Annotated in this window: 23 protein-coding genes and 1 tRNA gene; 14 read left to right on the plus strand and 10 right to left on the minus strand. The window is 40.6% G+C overall.

Features of this window, described 5'->3' with window-relative positions:
* Positions 1-29: 29 nt before the first annotated feature.
* Together A9501_RS08155 and A9501_RS08160 are read right to left on the minus strand one after the other, a co-directional pair.
* Positions 30-1,253, minus strand: a complete 1,224-nt coding sequence (locus A9501_RS08155) for an MFS transporter (RefSeq protein ID WP_065265545.1) — start codon at positions 1,251-1,253, stop codon at positions 30-32.
* A 169-nt stretch (positions 1,254-1,422) separates the two neighbouring features.
* Positions 1,423-1,512: transfer RNA gene (locus tag A9501_RS08160), tRNA-Ser, on the minus strand.
* Between the two features lie 124 nt (positions 1,513-1,636).
* Here A9501_RS08160 and dauA point away from each other — a divergent pair.
* The 5 genes from dauA to dusC all read left to right on the plus strand — a co-directional run bounded on the left by dauA (position 1,637) and on the right by dusC (position 6,708).
* Entirely contained in the window at positions 1,637-3,379 is a 1,743-nt protein-coding gene (gene dauA, locus A9501_RS08165; RefSeq protein ID WP_065265546.1) for a C4-dicarboxylic acid transporter DauA, read from the plus strand.
* Between the two features lie 70 nt (positions 3,380-3,449).
* Positions 3,450-4,166 (plus strand): ribonuclease PH, encoded by a 717-nt coding sequence (gene rph / locus A9501_RS08170; RefSeq protein WP_065265547.1) that lies wholly within the window; start codon positions 3,450-3,452, stop codon positions 4,164-4,166.
* Positions 4,167-4,189: 23 nt separating this feature from the next.
* Complete coding sequence (gene pyrE / locus A9501_RS08175; RefSeq protein WP_065265548.1) at positions 4,190-4,831, plus strand: orotate phosphoribosyltransferase; 642 nt, start codon at positions 4,190-4,192, stop codon at positions 4,829-4,831.
* Between the two features lie 78 nt (positions 4,832-4,909).
* A complete protein-coding gene (gene djlA, locus A9501_RS08180; protein ID WP_005636320.1) occupies positions 4,910-5,776 on the plus strand; it encodes a co-chaperone DjlA in 867 nt (288 codons plus the stop codon).
* The gene (gene dusC, locus A9501_RS08185; RefSeq protein ID WP_065265549.1) at positions 5,776-6,708 is read left to right on the plus strand and encodes a tRNA dihydrouridine(16) synthase DusC; all 933 of its coding nucleotides are present in this window, start codon (positions 5,776-5,778) and stop codon (positions 6,706-6,708) included. Before djlA ends, dusC begins: the two co-directional genes overlap by 1 nt.
* Positions 6,709-6,747: 39 nt before the next feature.
* On the opposite strand, the gene rpoH is transcribed toward dusC, so the two are convergent.
* The 8 genes from rpoH to ureA form a co-directional block, all read right to left on the minus strand.
* Complete coding sequence (rpoH, locus tag A9501_RS08190) at positions 6,748-7,593, minus strand: RNA polymerase sigma factor RpoH (protein WP_065265550.1); 846 nt, start codon at positions 7,591-7,593, stop codon at positions 6,748-6,750.
* Between the two features lie 137 nt (positions 7,594-7,730).
* Entirely contained in the window at positions 7,731-8,042 is a 312-nt protein-coding gene (locus tag A9501_RS08195; RefSeq protein WP_065265551.1) for a DUF2322 family protein, read from the minus strand.
* A 32-nt stretch (positions 8,043-8,074) separates the two neighbouring features.
* Entirely contained in the window at positions 8,075-8,782 is a 708-nt protein-coding gene (locus tag A9501_RS08200) for an urease accessory protein UreF (protein WP_065265552.1), read from the minus strand.
* Entirely contained in the window at positions 8,767-9,324 is a 558-nt protein-coding gene (gene ureE, locus A9501_RS08205; RefSeq protein WP_065265553.1) for an urease accessory protein UreE, read from the minus strand. The genes A9501_RS08200 and ureE overlap by 16 nt, the downstream gene beginning before the upstream one ends.
* Positions 9,325-9,685: 361 nt before the next feature.
* Positions 9,686-10,306 carry a glutathione S-transferase gene (locus tag A9501_RS08210; RefSeq protein WP_065265554.1) on the minus strand — a complete coding sequence of 207 codons (621 nt, stop codon included), beginning with the start codon at positions 10,304-10,306 and terminating at the stop codon, positions 9,686-9,688.
* Between the two features lie 37 nt (positions 10,307-10,343).
* A complete protein-coding gene (gene ureC / locus A9501_RS08215; RefSeq protein WP_048953439.1) occupies positions 10,344-12,062 on the minus strand; it encodes an urease subunit alpha in 1,719 nt (572 codons plus the stop codon).
* Between the two features lie 11 nt (positions 12,063-12,073).
* Positions 12,074-12,379 (minus strand): urease subunit beta, encoded by a 306-nt coding sequence (gene ureB, locus A9501_RS08220; RefSeq protein ID WP_048953441.1) that lies wholly within the window; start codon positions 12,377-12,379, stop codon positions 12,074-12,076.
* Between the two features lie 21 nt (positions 12,380-12,400).
* Positions 12,401-12,703 carry an urease subunit gamma gene (gene ureA / locus A9501_RS08225; RefSeq protein WP_005688619.1) on the minus strand — a complete coding sequence of 101 codons (303 nt, stop codon included), beginning with the start codon at positions 12,701-12,703 and terminating at the stop codon, positions 12,401-12,403.
* Positions 12,704-12,871: 168 nt separating this feature from the next.
* Between ureA and A9501_RS08230 the strand changes: the two genes are divergently transcribed.
* The 9 genes from A9501_RS08230 (at position 12,872) to argH (ending at position 22,814) form a co-directional block, all read left to right on the plus strand.
* Positions 12,872-13,162, plus strand: coding sequence for a co-chaperone GroES (locus tag A9501_RS08230; RefSeq protein ID WP_005629492.1), 291 nt, complete (start codon positions 12,872-12,874; stop codon positions 13,160-13,162).
* Positions 13,163-13,181: 19 nt separating this feature from the next.
* The gene (groL, locus tag A9501_RS08235; protein WP_005635749.1) at positions 13,182-14,825 is read left to right on the plus strand and encodes a chaperonin GroEL; all 1,644 of its coding nucleotides are present in this window, start codon (positions 13,182-13,184) and stop codon (positions 14,823-14,825) included.
* 108 nt (positions 14,826-14,933) lie between these two features.
* The gene (locus tag A9501_RS08240) at positions 14,934-15,482 is read left to right on the plus strand and encodes a YecA/YgfB family protein (RefSeq protein WP_048953442.1); all 549 of its coding nucleotides are present in this window, start codon (positions 14,934-14,936) and stop codon (positions 15,480-15,482) included.
* Positions 15,483-15,493: 11 nt separating this feature from the next.
* The gene (pepP, locus tag A9501_RS08245; protein WP_048953444.1) at positions 15,494-16,789 is read left to right on the plus strand and encodes a Xaa-Pro aminopeptidase; all 1,296 of its coding nucleotides are present in this window, start codon (positions 15,494-15,496) and stop codon (positions 16,787-16,789) included.
* Between the two features lie 99 nt (positions 16,790-16,888).
* Positions 16,889-17,314: a universal stress protein UspA gene (uspA, locus tag A9501_RS08250; RefSeq protein ID WP_005629483.1), complete on the plus strand. Its 426-nt coding sequence runs from the start codon at positions 16,889-16,891 to the stop codon at positions 17,312-17,314.
* A gap of 187 nt (positions 17,315-17,501) precedes the next feature.
* Positions 17,502-20,126 (plus strand): alanine--tRNA ligase, encoded by a 2,625-nt coding sequence (alaS, locus tag A9501_RS08255; protein WP_048953446.1) that lies wholly within the window; start codon positions 17,502-17,504, stop codon positions 20,124-20,126.
* 77 nt (positions 20,127-20,203) lie between these two features.
* Positions 20,204-20,395 carry a carbon storage regulator CsrA gene (gene csrA, locus A9501_RS08260; protein ID WP_048953448.1) on the plus strand — a complete coding sequence of 64 codons (192 nt, stop codon included), beginning with the start codon at positions 20,204-20,206 and terminating at the stop codon, positions 20,393-20,395.
* Positions 20,396-20,418: 23 nt separating this feature from the next.
* On the plus strand, positions 20,419-21,306 hold the full coding sequence (galU, locus tag A9501_RS08265; protein ID WP_048953452.1) for a UTP--glucose-1-phosphate uridylyltransferase GalU: 888 nt from the start codon (positions 20,419-20,421) through the stop codon (positions 21,304-21,306).
* 134 nt (positions 21,307-21,440) lie between these two features.
* Positions 21,441-22,814, plus strand: a complete 1,374-nt coding sequence (gene argH, locus A9501_RS08270; protein ID WP_048953453.1) for an argininosuccinate lyase — start codon at positions 21,441-21,443, stop codon at positions 22,812-22,814.
* The last annotated feature ends 1 nt before the right edge of the window (position 22,815 follow it).

Here is a 22,815-nt window from a genome sequence, read left to right on the forward strand (position 1 = left end):
TGGCGAGCATTTTTATCTTTTATATTTTCTTAGTCTAAGGCTTTACCTTTTAATTCAGGGATTAAGAAAATTGTCGCTAACATATCAATTACGTAGATAATCGCAAGTAGGGCGATGGCAGTTTGGAAGGAGTATGCGAGCACAACTGCGCCCACAACCACAGGTCCAAATCCCCCTACGGCACGACCAATATTGAAAAGTACGTTTTGTGCGGTTGCTCGAGCTTCTGTTGGGTAGGCTTCTGCCATCAATGCACCGTAACCGCCCATCATTCCGTTCACAAACATACCTAAAAATGCCCCAGCAAGAAGCATGATGTCAGGATCGGTAAGTTGTGAGTAAACCACGATACTTATCACCGCGCCTAATTGGAAAAGTAAGAAACTTGGTTTGCGTCCGATTCGGTCAGCAAGTTGTCCGAAAATCCAAATTCCAGCCATCATGCCACAGACGGTAACGGCTGTCCAAAGTCCAGATTTAGTTAAGCTGAATCCAAGTTGTTTTGATAAGAAATTAGGTAACCAAATCATAATACCGTAATAACCGAAGTTTTGTACGGAGGTGAGTACGACGATACCAAGGCTAATTTTGCTCGTGGCTTTGTCTTTAATCAGAAGCTGGAATGAATGTAATTTATCAGTAAAGCTGGATTGCGTTGAAAGTGCGGTTTGTTTTCGAGTGAAAATTTCAGGTTCGTGCAGATGAGAACGTAAGAACCAAGCGACAAATGCAGGGAAGATACCCACCAAGAACATTCCACGCCAGCCAATATGCGGGAGCAATAATGGTGTAAGTAATGCGGCACCTAACACACCAGCTTGCCAACCCAATGCAACATAAGATGCGGCTTTCGCTCGGTGGCGAGCAGGCCATGCTTCTGCTGCTAGAGCCATCCCAATTCCAAATTCACCGCCTAAGCCAATGCCAGCAATTGTGCGATAAATCAGTAAATCCCAATAACCTTGCGCAATCGCACATAAACCAGTAAACACCGCAAAAAGAAGAATGGTCCAAGTAAGTACGCGTACACGACCGTATTTATCACTTAATGCGCCAAATAAAATGCCGCCAAAAACTGCGCCAATAAGTGTCCATGTCACGAGAGAACCACTCTGGGCGGGCGTTAGATTTAAGTCTGCGGAAATTGCACTAAGCATGAAACCTAAAATGAGAAGATCGAAACCGTCCATTGCATAGCCGACGGCAGAGCCAATTAAGGCTTTCCAGCCATAACTGTTTATTTTGTTTGTCATGATGTATCCTTTTGTTACTCGCAGGTAACATTTAAAGTGAAAAGAGAGGTGATTAAAAAATCGGTGGCTAGTTTACTGCATTGATGAAAAAATTCAATGAACAGAATACGAAAAGAAGAATAAAAAATTGATTTTGAATAAGAGGGAAAACAAGGGAATAAAATTAGGATGGCGGTGAGAAAGGGATTCGAACCCTTGATGCAGTTTCCCACATACACGCTTTCCAGGCGTGCTCCTTCAACCACTCGGACATCTCACCGTAAAAGGTGCGCAAACTATAAAGATTTGCTCCAGTTTAGTCAAGTTTTTTGCGCTAGAACATAAAAAACTTTTAAAAGTTTCGCTAGAATAACCGCACTTTATTTATCGTTTGTAGTTTTTTTATGCATATTAAAGCGTTATTTTCTAAAAATGTTTTTTTAGCCGTAAAACCCTTTAGCGCGCTGAAAGATTCTTTCCGTTTAGGCTATTCGAAAAAATCGCTGATTCGCGACATTATTTCAGGGTTGACCGTGGGGGTGATTGCGATTCCGCTTTCCATGGCTTTGGCTATTGCGAGTGGTGTGCCGCCACAACATGGTCTTTATACGGCAATTATTGCGGGTATCGTTATTGCGCTGACAGGTGGTTCTCGCTTTAATATATCTGGGCCTACAGCAGCTTTTGTTGTGATTCTTTACCCTGTTACTCAACAATTTGGGCTAAGTGGTCTTTTGATGGCAACGTTGCTTTCGGGCCTCATTTTAGTGTTGATGGCGTTATTTCGCCTAGGGCGTTTAATTGAATATATTCCCTTGCCCGTCACCTTAGGTTTTACTTGTGGGATCGGCATTACTATTGGTACTTTGCAAATTAAGGATTTTTTGGGGCTTTCCATAGAAAAAATGCCGGCGCATTATCTCGCAAAAATCCAAACAATTTTTACCGCACTTCCTACGATAAATTGGGCGAATGCAGCGGTTGGAGTGGTAACACTATTAGTCCTGACTCAATGGTATAAATTGCGTTTGGCAGTGCCAGGGCACCTACCTGCTGTGATTATTGGTACAATTTTAGCTTTAGTATTACAGCATTTTGGTTTTGAGGTGGCGACGATTGGATCTGCATTCCAATATACTTTGTCTGATGGTTCCATTGGTCATGGGATTCCTAATGTATTGCCAGATTTTTCTCTGCCGTGGAATATTCCTGATGCGCAAGGTGAATTAATTTATTGGGATTTTAATAGCTTACAAGCGTTGTTACCTGCTGCTTTTTCAATGGCGGTATTGGGCGCAATCGAATCACTTCTTTGTGCCGTGATTTTAGATAATATGACAGATACTAAACATCACTCTAATAACGAGTTATTAGCACAAGGCTTGGGAAATATCATTTCTCCGTTTTTTGGCGGGATTACGGCAACAGCTGCGATTGCTCGTTCTGCTGCTAATGTGAAATCAGGGGCGGTATCGCCAATATCAAGTGTTGTGCACGCAATACTTGTTTTATTTGCTTTACTTTTGTTTTCGCAAGCCCTTTCTTATTTGCCTTTGTCATCTATGGCAGCATTGTTGTTAGTGGTGGCGTGGAATATGGCCAGTGTGCACGATATTATTCACCTTGCTCGCCGTTCAGGCAAAAATGAAATGGCGGTGTTGCTGACTTGTCTTATTTTGACCGTATTATTTGATATGGTGATTGCGATTAGTGTAGGAGTGTTGCTTGCAAGTCTCTTGTTTATTCGAACGATTGCTGAGATGACAAAAGCCATTGAACACAATGCGCCTGAAGATTTAGATGATGTTTTGGTTTACCGAATTAGCGGTCCGCTTTTCTTTGCTGCTGCGGATAAATTGTTTGCGGATTTGCATGATAGAACGGTTCATACCGATCACGAAATCAGACATATTGTGCTGCAATGTGATGCAGTGACAGTGCTTGATGCTGGTGGAATTCATGCGCTTACTCGATTTGTTCAACATATGTTGCCGCATCAACAACTTTACTTGTGCAATATGCAATTCCAACCGTTGAGAATGTTAGTTAAATCTAATTCTTCGCCAGATATTCAAAAAATTAATTTTGCGGCAGATTTAAACGAAACTTTCCATAAAATTCGTGACTTTGAAAAAACTACCCAATAATGAAAACTAAAGCGTGCTAGAATAGTGCGCTTTTTTATTACATCGTTCTAAACCATATCAAGGAATAATTATGCGTCCAAATAATCGAGAAAATAATCAACCCCGCCAAATTAAAATCACTCGTAACTATACCAAGCATGCTGAAGGTTCTGTGCTTGTTGAATTTGGTGATACCAAAGTGCTTTGCACTGCAACCGTGGAAGATGCTGTTCCGCGTTTCTTAAAGGGACAAGGGCAAGGCTGGGTCACGGCTGAATATGGAATGTTGCCACGTTCAACACAAAGTCGTATGCAACGTGAAGCGGCTAAAGGTAAACAAGGCGGACGCACAATGGAAATTCAACGCTTAATTGCCCGCTCTTTGCGCGCGATGGTGGATCTCAAAGCACTTGGTGAACGTACGATTACTTTAGATTGTGATGTTATTCAAGCGGATGGCGGCACACGTACTGCATCCATTACTGGTGCAGCAGTCGCATTATGTGATGCGATTAACGGTTTAATTGAGAATGGCACGTTAAAAACTAACCCAATTAAAGGTTTAGTTTCGGCAATTTCCGTAGGGATTGTTGATGGTCAAGCTGTTTGTGATTTGGAATACGTGGAAGATTCTGCAGCGGAAACTGATATGAATGTTGTGATGATGGAAGATGGTCGCATGATTGAGGTGCAAGGCACTGCAGAGGGTGAGCCATTTAGCCATGAAGAATTATTAACATTATTAGATTTAGCGAAACAAGGTTGTAATCAAATTTTCATCGCTCAACGCGAAGCGCTAGGCTTATAAACACAGTTTATAGGGGTTAAAAAATGGAACAATATAAACGCGATTTTATCGAATTTGCTTTAAGCCAAAATGTATTGAAATTCGGAGAGTTTACTTTGAAATCGGGTCGTAAAAGTCCGTATTTCTTCAATGCGGGTTTGTTTAATACGGGGGCAGATTTGGCGCGTTTAGGCGAGTTCTATGCTGCTGCAATTCAGGCAAGTGCGGTAGATTTTGATGTGGTTTTTGGCCCAGCTTACAAAGGTATTCCAATTGGCACTTCAGTTTCGGTGGCGTTATTTAATCGTTATAGTATTGATAAACCCGTGTGTTTTAATCGCAAAGAGGTTAAAGATCACGGAGAGGGCGGCAATTTAATTGGTAGCCCATTACAAGGAAAGATTTTGCTTGTGGATGACGTGATTACTGCGGGTACTGCGATCCGTGAATCTATGGAATTAATCAGTGCAAATAAGGCAGAGCTTGCGGCAGTATTGATCGCTCTAAACCGTAAGGAACGAGGAAAAGGCGAGCTTTCTGCAATTCAAGAAGTAGAACGTGATTATCAATGCCAAGTGCTATCAATTATTGATTTAGATGATTTGATGCAATTTATCGAACAAGATCCTCGATACAGTAGCCATTTGCCAGAAATGCGTGCTTATCGTGCTGAATTTGGCGTATAAAACTTGAGAAATAAATTTTTGTCATCATTATAAATAACATTATAAAAATAACCGCACTTTGACTTAACAGGGGAAAGAATGGGATTTATTGGAAAAATTATAGGCGTATTTTTAGGTTGGAAAGTTGGTGGATTTTTTGGTGCGATTGCTGGGCTCATTTTAGGTTCTATTGCAGATAAAAAATTGTATGAGCTTGGCTCGGTAAGTTCCAGTTTCTTTAAAAAGAAAACAACGCGTCAAGACTTGTTTATGCAAACCACCTTTGCGGTGTTAGGGCATTTAAGCAAATCGAAAGGGCGTGTAACAGAAGAAGATATTCAATTAGCTAATCAATTAATGATTCAGCTAAAACTGGATGATGCTGGGCGTAAATTAGCGCAAGATGCGTTTCGTCGCGGTAAAGAGTCTGATTTCCCAATTCGCCAGGTTATCCGTGAATTTCGCATTGGTTGTGGGCAACGTGCTGATTTATTGCGAATGTTCTTACAAGTGCAAGTTCAAGCGGCTTTTGCCGATTCAGAACTTCACGAAAATGAGAAAGAAGTGCTTTATGTAATCGCTGAGGAACTTGGTCTTTCTCGTATGCAATTTGAACAAATGATTGCAATGGAAATGGCTGCTCGAGCTTTTACTCAAGGTGGTTTTTATCAGCAATATCAACAAGGTGCATATCAAGGTGGCTACCAATATCAGCAACAAAATAGTGGTGGTTACCAACATGCTTCAGGCCCAACTTTAAATGATGCCTATAAAGTATTGGGCGTGACTGAGTCCGACGAGCAAAACACGGTTAAGCGTGCTTATCGTCGTTTAATGAATGAACACCATCCAGATAAACTTGTGGCGAAAGGTTTACCGCCAGAAATGATGGAAATGGCAAAAGAAAAAACTCAACAGATTCAAGCTGCTTACGATTTAATTTGTAAAGCAAAAGGCTGGAAATAGTGCGTGTAATTCTTGCGCCTATGCAAGGGGTTCTAGATCCCTTTGTGCGTCAACTTCTCACCGAAGTGAATGACTACGATTTATGTATAACAGAATTTGTTCGCGTAGTTGATCAACTTCTCCCTGAAAAAGTATTTTATCGTTTATGCCCTGAATTAAAAAATCAGGGCTTTACTTCTTCTGGCACGCCTGTGCGAGTGCAGTTGCTTGGGCACCATCCAGAATGCCTTGCTGAAAATGCTATTCGTGCGATAGAACTTGGTTCTCATGGCATTGATTTAAATTGTGGTTGCCCCTCTAAAACAGTCAATGGCAGCAATGGCGGTGCGGCATTATTGAAACAGCCTGAATTGATTTATCGTGCTACTCAGGCCTTGCGCAGAGCTGTGCCAAGTGAATTCCCCGTTAGTGTAAAAGTGCGGTTAGGCTGGGATGATATTTCACAAGCTTTTGAAATTGCAGATGCGGTAGAGCAAGGCGGCGCAACCGAAATTACAGTTCATGGACGTACAAAAGCTGATGGTTATCGCGCTGATCGAATTAATTGGAAAAAAATTAGCGAAGTCCGAGAGCGTTTATCCATTCCAGTTATTGCTAACGGAGAAATTTGGCATTGGCAAGATGGGCAAGATTGCTTATCTCAAACAGGTTGTCAGGATTTAATGGTGGGGCGAGGCGCATTAAATATTCCGAATTTAAGTCATGTTCTAAAATCAAATGCAGAAAAAATGCCTTGGTGCGAGATTCAAAAAATCTTGCAAAAATATGCTAATGTTGAGAATGAATATGACAGTGGCTTTTATCATGTGGCACGAATTAAACAATGGTTACGTTATTTGAATAAGGAATATGATGAGGCGAACCAAGTGTTTGATAAGATTAAGACTTGCCAAACTGCTGAAGATTTGAAATTACGTTTAAATGATAAATAAAAAACCTGCTAATTAGCAGGTTTTCTTTTTCTAAGTTATTTAAAAACTCACCGCACTTTTTAATTTTTTCAGTGCATTGGTTTCTAATTGACGAATACGTTCCGCAGAGACATTATATTTTGCCGCTAAGTCGTGTAATGTGGCTTTGTTATCATCTAACCAACGAGCTTTGATAATATCCTGACTACGCGCATCTAGACTTTGTAACGCTGCACCTAATTGCTCGGTTGCTTGGCTTTCAAAGTTTTCATTTTCCAGCTCTGCTGCGAAATTAGAACTTTTATCTTCCAAATAAAGGGCTGGAGAATAGATCTCTGTTTCTGCATCATCAGTGGGTAAATCAAAACCTACATCGGCACCGCTCATACGCGATTCCATTTCGATCACATCTTCTTTGGAAACACCTAGTTCGTTTGCTACGATATCAACTTCATTTTCATTAAACCAGCCTAAACGTTGTTTAGTTTTGCGTAGGTTAAAAAATAGTTTACGTTGCGCTTTAGTGGTTGCGACTTTTACGATACGCCAGTTACGAAGAACATATTCGTGGATCTCAGCTTTAATCCAATGCACAGCGAATGATACCAAACGTACACCAACTTCAGGGTTAAAACGTTTGACAGCTTTCATTAAGCCGATATTGCCTTCTTGGATTAAGTCAGCTTGTGGCAAACCATAGCCAGAATAGCCACGCGCAACATGGATCACGAAACGAAGATGCGACAAAATGAGTTTTTTCGCGGCATCTAAATCCTCGTGATAATACAAACGTTCTGCCAATTCCTTTTCTTCCTCTGCGGTCAGCATCGGATATTCATTTGCCGCACGAATATAACCTTCGATACTGCCTTGAGGAACTAACATCATTTGTGTTTCTTTATCCATCGTTTCCCTTCTTTATTTTGGCTTTTGCCAATCAATGTACTTAGTTATAGCACAATAAGCTATCTTATTGAACCAATTTGTTAATAAGACAGGTTTTATCAATCAAAAGTTCAATTATTCTAAATAATTCTGATTAATTAGCAAAGTGGAATGAGGGTTAAATTAAGATTTTCATCAATCACTTTAAATAGTAAATCAATGTTCGGATGCTTGCCTGGGTTCGCTTTTGCATCTTCGACGTGTTCTGCAAACCATTCAACGCCTTGTTGTGCGGAAGTGCGGTTTAATTTCCCGTTAAATTTTTCAGCCAACGCATTATAAAGACGAAGCGACCCTAATTTACCTGGTATGGCTGGAATGTTGTGGATAATAGTCTCACCATCCATCACATTTAAACCGGTTAAATGCTCGATTGTGGGTAAGGTTTCTAAAATTTCTTTAAAGCTCATTTTGCTTTTCCTTAACGGTGTTTTCAATATTATTACGACATATAGAGTCGGGTATAAAGCGTTTCATGCTGGATAGCCCGAATATCATTCGCCAGCGTTGCCGCACCAAGCCATTCTTCGTCGGGTTCAAGGCTTAATTCCACCGCCTGCACAAGAGAGCCTCGCAAGTCAAACAGAATATCTTGCCCATCCATTTGGCTGAGGGGAATTAGCTTTACGCCGTTAGTGATCGAGCCGACTGCTGCGTTGTAGTAGAACGCATAGAGTGTGTCGGCTTTGGTTAACCCCATCGCTTGGGCGACCATTGCAAATACTATCGGAAAATAGCCCTGCACGCGTTTTTCGACAATCGCTTGTTGGTAAGTGGTGAGTAGCGTATGTGTTTCGTAGCGAATAAAAATTTTCAGCAAGCGTACACCGAGTTTGAAACTCCCTTCGCGACTTTCTCGTGCTATTTTGGTGGCAGAAAGTTGCCAATCCAGCTCACACAAGCGGTCGAAATTACCCTCACACATTGCATCGAATGCATGGGAAAGATACGCACCGTCGTTGTAAATCCAGTTCTGCAACAGCTGGGTTTGCACATATTCTTCGAGGGTCGCTTTGTTTTTTACTATACCTTGCTGGACAAAGGTTTCCAAGCCGTTGGAGTGATTAAATCCACCAATCGGCAAGGTAGGATCGACCAAGTGCAACAACGCACCTAAATCCGTTAAAGAGCGGTTTAATGTTTGTGCCAATTTCCATCTCCGTGATGATGATAACCGTGATGATCGTGTGAATGGCTATGTGAATGCCGATGTCCTTGTGCTGAATTGGCTCGCAGGGATTGGCTTAAACGGCGTTCTGCTTTTTTCGGTTCAAATCCCGCCGCTAGTAACCATTCAAACATCGGTTTATCGTAAGGCAACGTGACTTCATCGCCATCTAAAAAAAGCGGCGAATGTTTGTTGCCGATTTCATAACACGCCCGTGCCATTTCAGGCAAGGTTTTCGGCGATAGTACAATTACTTCACTCGGTAAAATTTCAATCGCAATCACTAATTCATCGTTGATAAACACTACATCATCGTGTTTTAAACGTTGTCCCTCTTTGAGCAAACGAAACGCTACTTCACGCCCCGTATTCGTGGTTTTACGCAGAATATTCCGTTCACTTTCATACCACTGCAATGCCACGCGTTCAATGGTTTGATGTGTAATTTTGCCTTCAGCTTGGAGGCTAGTTAAATCGCCTAAAATGGTATCCATAATAGGCAAAATGGGGTTGAGGATTTTCATTTTTGTATTACTTATTTTCTTCGCTAATTAAGGCTACCAAATCTCCCCTTTCCCTCTTTGCTAAAGAGGGGGTTTTCTTTATAAATTTGCTATCACCTGACTAATTTATATTTGCCATATTAAAGTAGAACAATGATATAAAACCTCGCTAATTCCTTCCCCTCTTTGCTAAAGAGGGGATTTTCTTTATAAATTTGCTGTCATCTGACTAATTTATATTTGCCATATCAAAGTAGAACAATGATATAAAATCTCGCCCGTTCTTTCCCCTCTTTAGCAAAGAGGGGGAGGAGAGATTTGGCAGAAGAAAATACGGAGAAATTAGATTATTTAGACCAATTTCGTGATGCCACAAAAATGGTTATAAAGTCGGCATTGTCTCGCTTAAAACCTCATATTTTTCATTCATCTCTGCCGCCCAAGCGGTTAAATTTGGAAATTCTTTTGCAAGATCTAATCCAATTTTTTCTGCTCTAAACAAGAACCAATCAATGACTGCAACCGCCGTTAACGTACCAATGTTTAATTCCGTGCCAAACGGTTTTAAATCTTGCTCAAGTCTTGCAAAACTTTGAAGATTACGTTCGGTTAGTTGTTGATGGCGATCTGTCCACCATTCACTTTCAGGGCGAAGCATTTTTTCAGCCATCATTGGCACGGTGTTTTCCATAATGCCATCGGCTAAATTATGCAACGCTAACGCTGCCCAGCGTGGTTTGCCGCTTTCTGGAATGAGTTTAGGTTCTACCTTGCCTTTTTGATCAAGATATTCACAAATCAGCAAACTGCCATAAAGCCAATTACCACAATTACGTTCTAACGCTGGCACTCTGCCCAGAGGATTTGCCTGATTATGCGGAGAGCTTGCATCAAATGATGAACCAATTTTAATCAGTTCTGTTTTGTTTAAGAGTTGTTGATATTTCAATGTTACCAGCACTTTACGCACATACGGGCTGGTGGTGGAGTACCAAAGTTTCATTGTAAATTCTCCTTAAAATTTGACCGCTCTTTTCTGCTTAGAACATAAAATATCGTTGTCCCAATGGCACCGTATCCACTGGTTCGCAAGTAATGAGTTCGCCATCCACTCGCACTTCATAGCGTTCTGGATCTACCGTAATTTCAGGTGTCGCGTTATTGTGAACGAGATCTTTTTTACCCACGCTACGGCAGCCTTTCACGGCAATGGTTTCTTTGTTTAAACCAAATTTTGCACGAATATCTGCTTTTTCAGCGGCTTGTGAAACAAAGAATACCGCAGTTTGTGCTGTTGCTAAACCTTGTGCACCGTACATCGGACGATAGAATACAGGTTGCGGTGTTGGAATAGAGGCATTTGGATCGCCCATTTTGGCGTAGCTAATAAAACCTTTTTTAATTACCACTTCCGGTTTTACCCCAAAGAACATCGGTTTCCATAATACGATATCTGCAATTTTGCCCACTTCTAATGAACCAATATGATCCGCAATACCGTGTGCAATCGCTGGGTTGATAGTGTATTTTGCAATATAGCGTTTAATACGGAAGTTATCGTTTCCTTCATTGCCTAACTCACCACGTTGCATTTTCATTTTATCTGCAGTTTGCCATGTACGAATAACGACTTCGCCAATACGTCCCATTGCTTGAGAGTCAGAACTCATAATCGAGAAAACGCCTATATCATGCAAAATATCTTCTGCTGCAATAGTTTCAGGACGGATACGGCTATCGGCAAAAGCTACGTCTTCCGGCACGCGTTTATCTAAGTGATGGCAAACCATCAACATATCCAAATGTTCATCAATGGTGTTTTTTGTAAACGGACGAGTCGGGTTGGTTGAAGCGGGTAATACGTTTGGATACATCGCTGCTTTAATAATATCGGGCGCATGTCCGCCGCCCGCACCTTCCGTGTGGAAGGTGTGAATCACACGTCCATCAATCGCTTTCATGGTATCTTCTAAGAAGCCACTTTCATTTAGTGTGTCGGTGTGAATCGCTACTTGAATATCCATTTCATCTGCCACTTTTAATGCAGAATCAATTACTGCAGGCGTTGCGCCCCAGTCTTCGTGGATTTTTAAACCTAATGCACCCGCTTTAATTTGTTCGCGTAGCGGATCTAGGGTTGAACAGTTACCTTTACCAAAAAAGCCTACGTTGACAGGCAAAGCTTCTGCCGCTTGGAACATACGCTCCATATACCAAGCGCCTGGCGTACAAGTGGTCGCGTGTGTGCCATCAGCTGGGCCTGTTCCTCCACCAATTAACGTGGTAACACCGCTTTCAATCGCATGTTGTGCTTGTTGCGGACAAATAAAGTGAATGTGGGTATCAATACCGCCAGCGGTTGCAATTAAATGTGCACCGTTATGCACTTCCGTGCTAGCACCGATAATCATGTTTGGCGTGACGTTATCCATAGTGTCAGGGTTACCAGCTTGTCCAATACCGACAATACGCCCATCGCGAATACCAATATCAGCTTTGATAATGCCTAATTTAGCATCAATGATCATCACATTGGTAATCACAAAATCCAATACATTCGGATTGTCGCGAGTTGCGGTGCCGCTTTGCGCCATGCCATCGCGCACACTTTTACCGCCACCAAATTTACACTCATCGCCTTTGGTCAATAAATCTTGTTCAATAGTTGCCCATAAATTGGTATCGCCTAAACGGACTTTATCGCCAACGGTTGGGCCGTAAGTTGCTACATATTGTGCTCTTGAAATTGTTAATGCCATTTTGCCCTACCTTATAATTTGCCATCAATTTGATTATGGAAGCCGTAAATAGTTTGCGATCCTCCAAAAGCCACTAACTCGACTGATTTCACTTCACCTGGTTCAAAACGTACTGCATTGCCAGATGGAACATTTAAGCGCATTCCACGCGCTAAAGTGCGGTCAAATTTAAGGGCATTATTGGTCTCAAAAAAATGGTAATGCGAGCCAACTTGAATTGGACGGTCGCCTGAATTGGTTACTTCGATTGTGACGGTTTTTCTGCCGACATTGGCAATAATATCGCCTTCAGCTAATTGGTATTCACCTGGGAGCATTTTATTTAAATCCTTCTACTTTTATCTAATCGGATTATGCACGGTAACAAGTTTTGTACCATCTGGGAAAGTCGCTTCAATCTGGACTTCATGAACCATTTCTGCCACACCTTCCATGACATCATCAACGGTTAAAAGTGTTGAGCCATATTGCATCACTTCCGCTACACTCATTCCGTCTCTTGCTGCCTCTTGTAAATGGCTCGCAATATAAGCAATGGTTTCTGGATAATTTAATTTAACGCCTCTCGCTTTACGTTTTGCTGCCAGTTCACCGGCCAAAAAGAGCATTAGCTTTTCTTGTTCTCTTGATGTTAAGTGCATATCTTCATTCCTTCATTTATTTATCGCACAAAGAGCGGCGAATTTTACGTAAAAAATCCAAATAGGAGAAACATTTTGTCAGAATTTTTTTATGAATAGCCCTTGAAAGCGAAAAAATGTTCCTTATATAAAAACCGCACTTACAAATTCTTAAGAAGGAAATTAATCATGAATATTCGTCCTTTACACGATCGTGTAATTATTAAACGTGAAGAAGTCGAAACCCGTTCAGCTGGCGGTATCGTATTAACCGGTTCAGCAGCGACCAAATCAACCCGTGCTAAAGTATTAGCGGTGGGTAAAGGTCGTATTTTAGAAAATGGCACCGTTCAACCATTAGATGTAAAAGTTGGCGATACCGTAATTTTCAACGACGGTTACGGCGTGAAAAGCGAAAAAATCGATGGTGAAGAAGTATTAATCATTTCTGAAAACGACATCTTAGCAATTGTAGAATAATTAGATAAGGGAAAAGAAAATGGCAGCAAAAGACGTAAAATTTGGTAATGACGCACGCGTAAAAATGCTTAAAGGCGTGAATGTATTAGCCGACGCAGTAAAAGTAACCCTTGGCCCGAAAGGTCGTAATGTAATTTTAGATAAATCATTTGGCGCACCAACTATCACTAAAGACGGTGTATCTGTTGCTCGTGAAATCGAATTAGAAGATAAATTCGAAAACATGGGTGCACAAATGGTGAAAGAAGTAGCATCTAAAGCAAATGACGCTGCAGGTGATGGTACAACCACGGCAACTGTACTTGCGCAAGCTATCGTAAATGAAGGCTTGAAAGCAGTAGCGGCAGGCATGAATCCAATGGATTTAAAACGTGGTATCGATAAAGCAGTAAGTGCGGTTGTTTCTGAGCTTAAAAATTTATCTAAACCTTGTGAAACAGCGAAAGAAATTGAACAAGTAGGTACCATTTCTGCAAACTCTGACAGCATTGTGGGTCAATTAATCTCACAAGCGATGGAAAAAGTGGGTAAAGAAGGCGTGATTACCGTTGAAGATGGTACAGGTCTTGAAGATGAATTAGATGTGGTTGAAGGGATGCAATTTGACCGTGGTTACCTTTCTCCATACTTCATCAACAAACCAGAAACTGCAACGGTTGAATTAGATAATCCATATCTTCTTCTTGTTGATAAAAAAATCTCTAATATCCGTGAATTACTTCCAGTGTTAGAAGGTGTTGCGAAAGCAGGTAAACCGTTATTAATCATCGCTGAAGATGTAGAAGGTGAAGCGCTTGCAACCTTAGTGGTGAACACTATGCGCGGTATCGTGAAAGTTGCAGCCGTGAAAGCGCCTGGTTTTGGTGATCGTCGTAAAGCGATGTTACAAGATATTGCGATCTTAACTGCGGGTACTGTGATTTCTGAAGAAATCGGTATGGAGCTTGAAAAAGCGACATTAGAAGATTTAGGTCAAGCAAAACGTGTTGTTATCAATAAAGATAACACAACCATTATTGATGGTATTGGTGATGAATCTCAAATCAAAGGTCGTGTGGCTCAAATTCGCCAACAAATTGAAGAATCAACTTCTGACTACGATAAAGAAAAACTTCAAGAACGCGTGGCTAAATTAGCTGGCGGAGTGGCAGTAATCAAAGTCGGCGCAGCAACTGAAGTTGAAATGAAAGAGAAAAAAGACCGTGTGGATGATGCATTACATGCAACTCGTGCAGCGGTTGAAGAAGGTATCGTTGCAGGTGGTGGTGTTGCATTAGTTCGCGCAGCAGCGAAAGTTGCAGCAAGTCTAAAAGGTGACAACGAAGAACAAAATGTGGGTATCAAACTTGCATTACGTGCGATGGAAGCACCTTTACGTCAAATCGTTACTAACGCAGGTGAAGAAGCATCTGTTGTGGCAAGTGCGGTTAAAAATGGCGAAGGAAACTTTGGTTATAACGCAGGTACAGAACAATACGGCGATATGATCGAAATGGGTATCTTAGATCCAACTAAAGTAACTCGTTCTGCATTGCAATTTGCGGCATCTGTAGCAGGCTTAATGATTACCACTGAATGTATGGTAACTGAGCTTCCAAAAGATGAAAAAGCTGACCTAGGCGCAGGCATGGGCGGTATGGGTGGCATGGGCGGAATGATGTAATTCGCTCATCATCAGATAAAAGTGCGGTCGTTTTTCCACAAGGAAAAGCGATCGCTTTTTTATTTACAAAGGTTTACACTAATTTCAAATTTACTCAGGAAATCTATTATGCTCATTTCTCATTCTGACCTTAACCAACAACTTAAATCTGCTGGAATCGGCTTTAATGCAACAGAACTACACGGTTTTTTAAGCGGTTTACTTTGTGGCGGATTAAAAGATCAAAGTTGGCTACCGCTCTTATATCAATTCAGCAATGATAATCACGCTTACCCAACAGCATTAGTTCAACCCGTTACAGAACTTTATGAACAAATTAGTCAAACCTTATCAGATGTTGAAGGATTTACCTTTGAACTTGGTTTAACCGAAGATGAAAATGTCTTTGCGCAAGCGGATAGCTTATCTGACTGGGCAAACCAATTCTTACTTGGTCTTGGCTTAGCTCAACCTGAATTAGCAAAAGAAAAAGGCGAGATTGGCGAAGCCGTAGATGATTTACAAGATATTTGCCAACTTGGTTATGATGAAGACGATAACGAAGAAGAACTAGTGGAAGCACTAGAAGAAATCATTGAATATGTTCGCACCATTGCTATGTTATTCTATTCTCATTTCAACGAAGGAGAAATTGAGAGCAAACCTGTATTACATTAAGGAGATCTCGAATGGAATTGGCTTATATGGCTGAATTGCCTAAAGAAGAATTTGAGGAACGTCGCACACGAGTATTCACTCAAATGCAACCTAATTCAGCATTATTGCTTTTTTCTGAAATCGAAAAACGCCGTAATAATGATTGTACCTATCCTTTCCGTCAAGATAGCTATTTTTGGTATTTAACGGGCTTTAATGAACCTAATGCAGCGTTGTTATTACTGAAAACAGAACAAGCAGAAAAAGCTATTATTTTTCTTCGTCCACGCGATCCGTTACTTGAAACGTGGAATGGTCGCCGATTAGGTGTTGAGCGAGCACCACAACAACTTAATGTAAATGAAGCCTATTCTATTGAAGAATTCGTTACCGTACTCCCCAAAATACTGAAAAATTTGACCGCACTTTACTATGTGCCAGAAATTCATACTTGGGGTGATAAATTAGTGACAGAAAGTGCGGTGAATTTTAACGAGATTTTAGATTGGCGACCAATGCTCAGCGAAATGCGCCTTATAAAATCGCCTAATGAAATCCGCTTAATGCAACAAGCAGGACAAATTACGGCACTTGGGCATATTAAAGCAATGCAAACGACACGTCCAAATCGCTTTGAATATGAAATTGAAAGCGATATTTTGCATGAATTTAATCGTCATTGCGCCAGATTTCCTTCTTACAATTCCATTGTTGCTGGGGGAAACAACGCCTGTATTTTGCACTACACAGAAAATGATCGCCCATTAAATGATGGGGATTTGGTGCTTATAGACGCCGGCTGTGAGTTTGCCATGTATGCAGGCGATATTACCCGCACTTTTCCTGTAAATGGAAAATTTAGCCAGCCTCAACGTGAAATTTACGAGTTAGTTTTAAAAGCACAAAAACGTGCGATTGAATTACTTGTACCAGGCAATTCCATTAAGCAAGCCAATGATGAAGTCATTCGTATTAAAACCCAAGGATTAGTGGATTTAGGTATCTTAAACGGTGATGTCGATACACTCATTGAACAACAAGCTTATCGCCAATTTTATATGCATGGATTAGGACACTGGCTAGGTTTAGATGTACATGATGTGGGTAGCTATGGTCAGGATAAACAGCGGATACTCGAAATCGGCATGGTGATTACCGTTGAACCTGGTATTTATATTTCAAAAGATGCTGATGTGCCAGAGCAATACAAAGGCATTGGCGTGCGTATTGAGGACAATTTACTCATGACTGAATATGGTAATAAAATCCTAACCGTAGCTGCCCCTAAAGAAATTGCAGACATTGAAAATTTAATGAATTTTGAATAAAAATGTTTAAATTGTGATCTAGTACACAGTTTTTTATTGCTCAAAATGTTAGCATTAGAACCAGTTAAAAAACCGAACCAATCAGTTAAGGAGTCGATTATGTACAAACACGTTTTAGTGGCAGTAGATCTTTCTGAAGAGAGTCCTGTTTTACTTAAAAAAGCGGTTGGGGTTGCAAAACGTCACGAAGCAAAACTTTCTATCATCCACGTTGATGTGAACTTCTCGGATCTTTACACTGGATTGATTGATGTGAATATGTCTTCAATGCAAGACAGAATTTCCACGGAAACACAAAAAGCCTTGTTAGATTTAGCTGAAAGTGCGGATTATCCAATTTCAGAAAAATTGAGTGGCAGTGGTGATTTAGGACAAGTTCTAAGTGATGCCATCGAACAATATGATGTAGATTTATTAGTGACGGGACATCACCAAGACTTTTGGAGTAAGTTAATGTCTTCAACACGTCAAGTGATGAATACGATTAAAATTGATATGTTGGTTGTTCCGCTTAGAGATGAATAATTAACAAGAAATTGTTTTTTGAATAATCTGAAATAACTTAAATTTTAACCGCACTTCTCAAATAGCGTCGTGGAGTGCGGTTTTATTTTTGGGTTTTGGCAAAAAGCCTTTTTATAAATTTCAAAAATATGCAAAAATAGAGCGATTTAGTTTTTATTTTTATTATGGGTAACAAGGATTCTTTTTAATGAAAACAACAGCAGAAATAAGACAATCATTCCTTGATTTTTTCCATAGCAAAGGTCACCAAGTAGTTGAGAGTAGCTCACTTGTGCCGGAAAATGATCCGACTTTGCTTTTCACGAACGCTGGGATGAACCAATTTAAGGATGTATTCCTTGGAATGGATAAACGCCCTTATTCTAGAGCCACCACAGCGCAACGTTGCGTACGTGCTGGTGGTAAACATAACGACTTAGAAAATGTTGGTTATACCGCGCGTCATCATACTTTCTTTGAAATGCTCGGTAACTTCAGTTTTGGTGATTACTTTAAACACGATGCGATTAATTTTGCTTGGGAATATTTAACTTCCCCACAATGGCTTGGTTTACCTAAAGAAAAACTATGGGTAACCGTGTATGAAACGGATGACGAAGCCTACAACATCTGGAATAAAGAGGTCGGTGTACCTGCTGAACGCATTATTCGCATTGGTGACAATAAAGGCGCACCTTACGCATCAGACAACTTCTGGGCAATGGGCGATACAGGTCCTTGTGGTCCTTGTACTGAAATTTTCTACGATCACGGTGATCATATTTGGGGCGGACCTCCAGGCTCACCAGAAGAAGATGGCGACCGTTATATCGAAATCTGGAACGTTGTGTTCATGCAATTCAACCGTTTAGCTGATGGCACAATGGAAAAATTACCACGCCCATCAGTTGACACAGGTATGGGCTTAGAGCGTATTTCTGCTGTATTGCAACATGTGAACTCAAACTACGAGATTGATATTTTCAAAACATTAATCGCAAAGACGGCTGAAGTTGTTGGCACAACAGATTTAAGTAATAAATCATTACGTGTTATTGCTGACCATATTCGTTCTTGTGCATATTTAATCGCAGATGGCGTTATTCCATCAAACGAAGGCCGTGGTTATGTCTTGCGTCGTATTATTCGCCGCGCAGTTCGTCACGGTCACTTATTAGGTGCCAAAGAAGCCTTTTTCTATAAACTCGTACCAACTCTAATTGAAGTAATGGCTGAAGCGGGCAAAGACGTAAAAGCAAAACAAGCAAATGTTGAAAAACTATTACGTTTAGAAGAAGAACAATTTGCTCGCACTCTAGAACGTGGTTTGAGCTTATTAGATGAAGCCCTTGCTCAAGTGAAAGATGGCATTCTTTCAGGTGAAGTTGCATTCAAACTTTATGACACCTATGGTTTCCCATTGGATTTAACGGCTGATGTATGTCGTGAGCGCAATATCACTATTGATGAACAAGCCTTTGACCGTGAAATGGAAGTGCAACGTACTCGTGCTCAAGCCGCAAGTCAGTTTGGTGTGGACTACAACAGCATTATTCGTGTAGATGGTGAAACCAAGTTTGAAGGCTATACTGAAGTCGAATCTCAAGCAAAAATCACCGCACTTTTCTATGATGGTAAATCAGTGGAAAGTATCGAAGCAGGTCAAAGTGCAGTCGTTATTCTAGAAAATACACCGTTTTACGCAGAATCAGGCGGTCAGATTGGCGATAGCGGATATTTAAACGCGCAAGGCGTGACCTTTAATGTTAAAGATACCCAAAAATATGGGCAAGTATTTGGACACATTGGAGAATTAACGCAAGGAAGTTTGAAAGTTGGGCAAACAGTGAATGCTATTGTGGATGCGGAACGTCGCCACAGTACATCACTTAATCACTCAGCAACACACTTATTGCACGCGGCTTTACGTCAAGTTTTAGGTCAACATGTTGTGCAAAAAGGATCACTTGTTTCAGATAAAGCCTTGCGTTTTGACTTTGCACAGCCAGAAGCAATTACAAAAGAACAATTAACTCAAATTGAAACACTAGTAAACCAAAAAATCCGTGCTAACTTCCCTGTTCAAACGGATATTATGGACATTGATTCAGCAAAAGCTAAAGGGGCAATGGCACTCTTTGGCGAGAAATATGGTGATAACGTTCGCGTATTGACCATGGGCGACTTCTCAATTGAGCTTTGTGGTGGTATTCACGCAAAACGCACTGGGGATATCGGTCTATTTAAAATTATTACTGAAAGTGCAGTGGCTGCAGGCGTTCGTCGTATTGAAGCTGTAACTGGTGAAAATGCGATTGAATGGTTACATAATCAACAACGCATTCTGCTCCAAAGCGCAGACTTATTCAAATCAGATGTAAATACCTTAGTAGAAAAAATCCAACAACTTCAAGACAAAGCGAAGAAAGTGGAAAAAGAATTGCAAGGTCTAAAAGAAAAAGCCGCAATGCAGGCGGGTTCTGATTTTGTGAAAAGTGCGGTGAAAATCAACGGTGTTTCTGTTATCGCACAACAATTAGATGGCATAGAAACAAAGTCATTACGTGTGATGGTCGATGATTTAAAAAATCAACTCGGCTCAGGCGTAATCGCATTCGCATCGATCTTAGATGAAAAAGTCAACCTTGTCGTTGGTGTAACAAACGATTTAACTACCAAAGTAAAAGCTGGAGAGCTCGTTAATTTAATGGCTCAACAGGTCGGGGGTAAAGGCGGTGGTCGTCCGGATATGGCAATGGCAGGAGGCTCCCAACCAGAAAATGTAGCACAAGCAGTTAAAGTGGCGCAGGACTGGTTAAACAAAAATCTGTAGTACAAGCCGGTTGGTGGGATGCCAACCTTCCTTGATTGATAGGGATATCTAATAAATGCAAACTAAGGAGATAAAAGATGTTAATCTTGACTCGTAAAGTTGGCGAAAGTGTACTTATTGGAAATGATATTTCTATCACGATTTTGAGTGTACGTGGAAACCAAGTTAAACTCGGTGTAGAAGCGCCTAAAGAAGTATCCGTTCACCGAGAAGAAATTTACCAACGAATTAAACAGATGAAAGATGAACAATTAGACGGTTCATCATAATCGTAAATAATGGATTTAATATTATGAAAGCAATTATTCCTGTAGCAGGGTTAGGGACCCGCATGTTACCTGCAACAAAAGCAATTCCAAAAGAAATGCTTACATTAGTTGATAAACCATTAATTCAGTATGTTGTAAATGAATGTGTTGCAGCTGGCATAAAAGAAATTGTACTTGTCACGCATTCATCAAAAAATGCTATCGAAAACCATTTTGATACCTCTTTTGAACTAGAAACGATGCTAGAAAAACGAGTTAAACGTCAACTTCTAGAAGAAGTGCGTTCTATCTGTCCAAAAGATGTAACGATTATGCACGTTCGCCAAGGTAATGCTAAGGGCTTAGGTCATGCTGTTCTTTGTGGTCGTCCAGTAGTTGGTAATGAGCCTTTTGCTGTAGTATTACCCGATGTATTATTGGCTGATTTTAGCGCAAATCAGAAAAAAGAAAATCTTTCTGCAATGATTAAACGTTTTAAAGAAACAGGAGCTAGTCAGATAATGGTTGCACCGGTACCACAAGAAAATGTGAGTAGCTATGGTGTTGCAGACTGTGGCGGTGTAGCTCTTAATGGTGGTGAAAGTGCAAAAATTAATAACATTGTTGAAAAACCAGCCGTTGAAGAGGCACCATCGAACCTTGCTGTAGTGGGTCGTTATGTATTCTCTGCTGAAATCTGGGATTTATTGGAAAAAACTCCGGTAGGTGTTGGTGATGAAATCCAATTGACCGATGCTATTGATATGCTCATTGAAAAAGAAACTGTCGAAGCATTCCATATGACAGGTGAAACATTCGACTGTGGTGATAAAATTGGCTATATGGAAGCTTTCGTAGAATACGGTATTCGTCATGAAAAATTAGGTAAAGAATTCAAAACCTTTATCAAAAATTTAGCAAAAACGCTATAAATAGCACTAATACAGATAAAATGGACAAAATGAAAGATTTTGTCCATTTTTGTTTTATTATTAATATAGAATGTTGATTTATGCATAAATATGCACAATAATAGAATAATTAATTAAAATAAAAAGGAAAGATTATGGCACTTTGGGGGGGGCGTTTTACGCAGGCAGCGGATAAACGTTTTAAAGATTTTAATGACTCGTTACGTTTTGATTATCGTTTGGTAGAACAGGATATTCAAGGCTCGATTGGTTGGTCCAAAGCCTTGGTGAAAGTCAATGTATTAACTATCGAAGAACAGCATCAACTTGAGCAAGCACTCAATGAATTACTTATTGAAGTGCGGTCAAATCCGCAAGCAATTTTACAAGATGATGCTGAAGATATTCATAGTTGGGTTGAAAGTAAGCTAATCGATAAAGTAGGCAACCTTGGTAAAAAATTACATACTGGCCGTAGCCGCAACGATCAAGTGGCAGTAGATATAAAACTATGGTGCAAACAACGTGTGGTTGAATTACAAGAATCAGTACGTAATTTGCAACGCCACTTAGTTCAAACCGCAGAAAACACACAACAAGCAGTAATGCCTGGCTATACCCATTTACAACGAGCTCAACCAATCACTTTTGCTCATTGGTGTATGGCATATGTGGAAATGTTCGACCGCGACTATTCACGTTTAACAGATGCGTATAATCGTATGAATACCTGTCCACTTGGTAGTGGTGCGCTGGCTGGTACGGCTTATGCCGTAGATCGTGATTCACTTGCGCACGATCTTGGTTTTGTTTTCGCAACTAGAAATAGCTTAGATAGCGTCTCTGATCGCGATCATATTGTAGAGTTGCTTTACATCGCATCCCTCAGTATGGCGCATCTTTCCCGCTTTGCTGAAGATATGATTATCTTTAATAGCGGAGAGGCAAATTTCGTCGAGCTATCTGATCGTGTGACTTCGGGATCATCATTAATGCCACAAAAGAAAAATCCTGATGCATGTGAGTTAATTCGGGGTAAAGTAGGCAGAGTGATTGGCTCATTAACAGGCATGCTAGTCACCTTAAAAGGCTTGCCACTTGCGTATAATAAAGATATGCAAGAAGACAAAGAAGGTATTTTTGATGCCTTAGATACTTGGCAAAACTGTGTGGATATGGCAACGTTCGTATTAGATGAATTGAAAGTAAATGTTGAACGTACTCGAGAAGCTGCGTTAAAAGGCTATTCAAACGCAACTGAATTAGCGGATTATTTAGTTTCTAAGGGTGTACCTTTCCGAGATTCTCATCATATTGTGGGTGAAACGGTTGTTTATGCGATTGATAAAGGGAAGGGATTAGAAGATCTCAGTATTCCTGAATTCCGCCAATTTAGTGAAGTAGTGGGAGATGATGTTTACGAGATTCTTTCGCTCCAATCTTGCTTAGACAAACGTTGTGCAAAAGGTGGGGTATCTCCATTGCGTGTTGCCGAAGCTATTGCAGAAGCGAAAATACGTTTAGCTTAAT

The organism is Haemophilus sp. CCUG 66565 (assembly GCF_001679495.1).
Lineage (GTDB): Bacteria > Pseudomonadota > Gammaproteobacteria > Enterobacterales > Pasteurellaceae > Haemophilus > Haemophilus haemolyticus_K.

What these genes read in the sequence shown, in the direction of transcription:
- ureA (WP_005688619.1), bottom strand. Translation starts at nt 12,703, where the DNA reads ATGCACTTAACATCAAGAGAACAAGAAAAGCTAATGCTCTTTTTGGCC.
- rpoH (WP_065265550.1), bottom strand. Translation starts at nt 7,593, where the DNA reads ATGGATAAAGAAACACAAATGATGTTAGTTCCTCAAGGCAGTATCGAA.
- galU (WP_048953452.1), top strand. Translation starts at nt 20,419, where the DNA reads ATGAAAGCAATTATTCCTGTAGCAGGGTTAGGGACCCGCATGTTACCT.
- groL (WP_005635749.1), top strand. Translation starts at nt 13,182, where the DNA reads ATGGCAGCAAAAGACGTAAAATTTGGTAATGACGCACGCGTAAAAATG.
- djlA (WP_005636320.1), top strand. Translation starts at nt 4,910, where the DNA reads ATGGGATTTATTGGAAAAATTATAGGCGTATTTTTAGGTTGGAAAGTT.
- A9501_RS08230 (WP_005629492.1), top strand. Translation starts at nt 12,872, where the DNA reads ATGAATATTCGTCCTTTACACGATCGTGTAATTATTAAACGTGAAGAA.
- alaS (WP_048953446.1), top strand. Translation starts at nt 17,502, where the DNA reads ATGAAAACAACAGCAGAAATAAGACAATCATTCCTTGATTTTTTCCAT.
- pyrE (WP_065265548.1), top strand. Translation starts at nt 4,190, where the DNA reads ATGGAACAATATAAACGCGATTTTATCGAATTTGCTTTAAGCCAAAAT.
- A9501_RS08195 (WP_065265551.1), bottom strand. Translation starts at nt 8,042, where the DNA reads ATGAGCTTTAAAGAAATTTTAGAAACCTTACCCACAATCGAGCATTTA.
- argH (WP_048953453.1), top strand. Translation starts at nt 21,441, where the DNA reads ATGGCACTTTGGGGGGGGCGTTTTACGCAGGCAGCGGATAAACGTTTT.
- ureC (WP_048953439.1), bottom strand. Translation starts at nt 12,062, where the DNA reads ATGGCATTAACAATTTCAAGAGCACAATATGTAGCAACTTACGGCCCA.
- csrA (WP_048953448.1), top strand. Translation starts at nt 20,204, where the DNA reads ATGTTAATCTTGACTCGTAAAGTTGGCGAAAGTGTACTTATTGGAAAT.
- pepP (WP_048953444.1), top strand. Translation starts at nt 15,494, where the DNA reads ATGGAATTGGCTTATATGGCTGAATTGCCTAAAGAAGAATTTGAGGAA.
- A9501_RS08155 (WP_065265545.1), bottom strand. Translation starts at nt 1,253, where the DNA reads ATGACAAACAAAATAAACAGTTATGGCTGGAAAGCCTTAATTGGCTCT.
- A9501_RS08210 (WP_065265554.1), bottom strand. Translation starts at nt 10,306, where the DNA reads ATGAAACTTTGGTACTCCACCACCAGCCCGTATGTGCGTAAAGTGCTG.
- dauA (WP_065265546.1), top strand. Translation starts at nt 1,637, where the DNA reads ATGCATATTAAAGCGTTATTTTCTAAAAATGTTTTTTTAGCCGTAAAA.
- ureB (WP_048953441.1), bottom strand. Translation starts at nt 12,379, where the DNA reads ATGCTCCCAGGTGAATACCAATTAGCTGAAGGCGATATTATTGCCAAT.
- uspA (WP_005629483.1), top strand. Translation starts at nt 16,889, where the DNA reads ATGTACAAACACGTTTTAGTGGCAGTAGATCTTTCTGAAGAGAGTCCT.
- rph (WP_065265547.1), top strand. Translation starts at nt 3,450, where the DNA reads ATGCGTCCAAATAATCGAGAAAATAATCAACCCCGCCAAATTAAAATC.
- A9501_RS08240 (WP_048953442.1), top strand. Translation starts at nt 14,934, where the DNA reads ATGCTCATTTCTCATTCTGACCTTAACCAACAACTTAAATCTGCTGGA.
- ureE (WP_065265553.1), bottom strand. Translation starts at nt 9,324, where the DNA reads ATGAAAATCCTCAACCCCATTTTGCCTATTATGGATACCATTTTAGGC.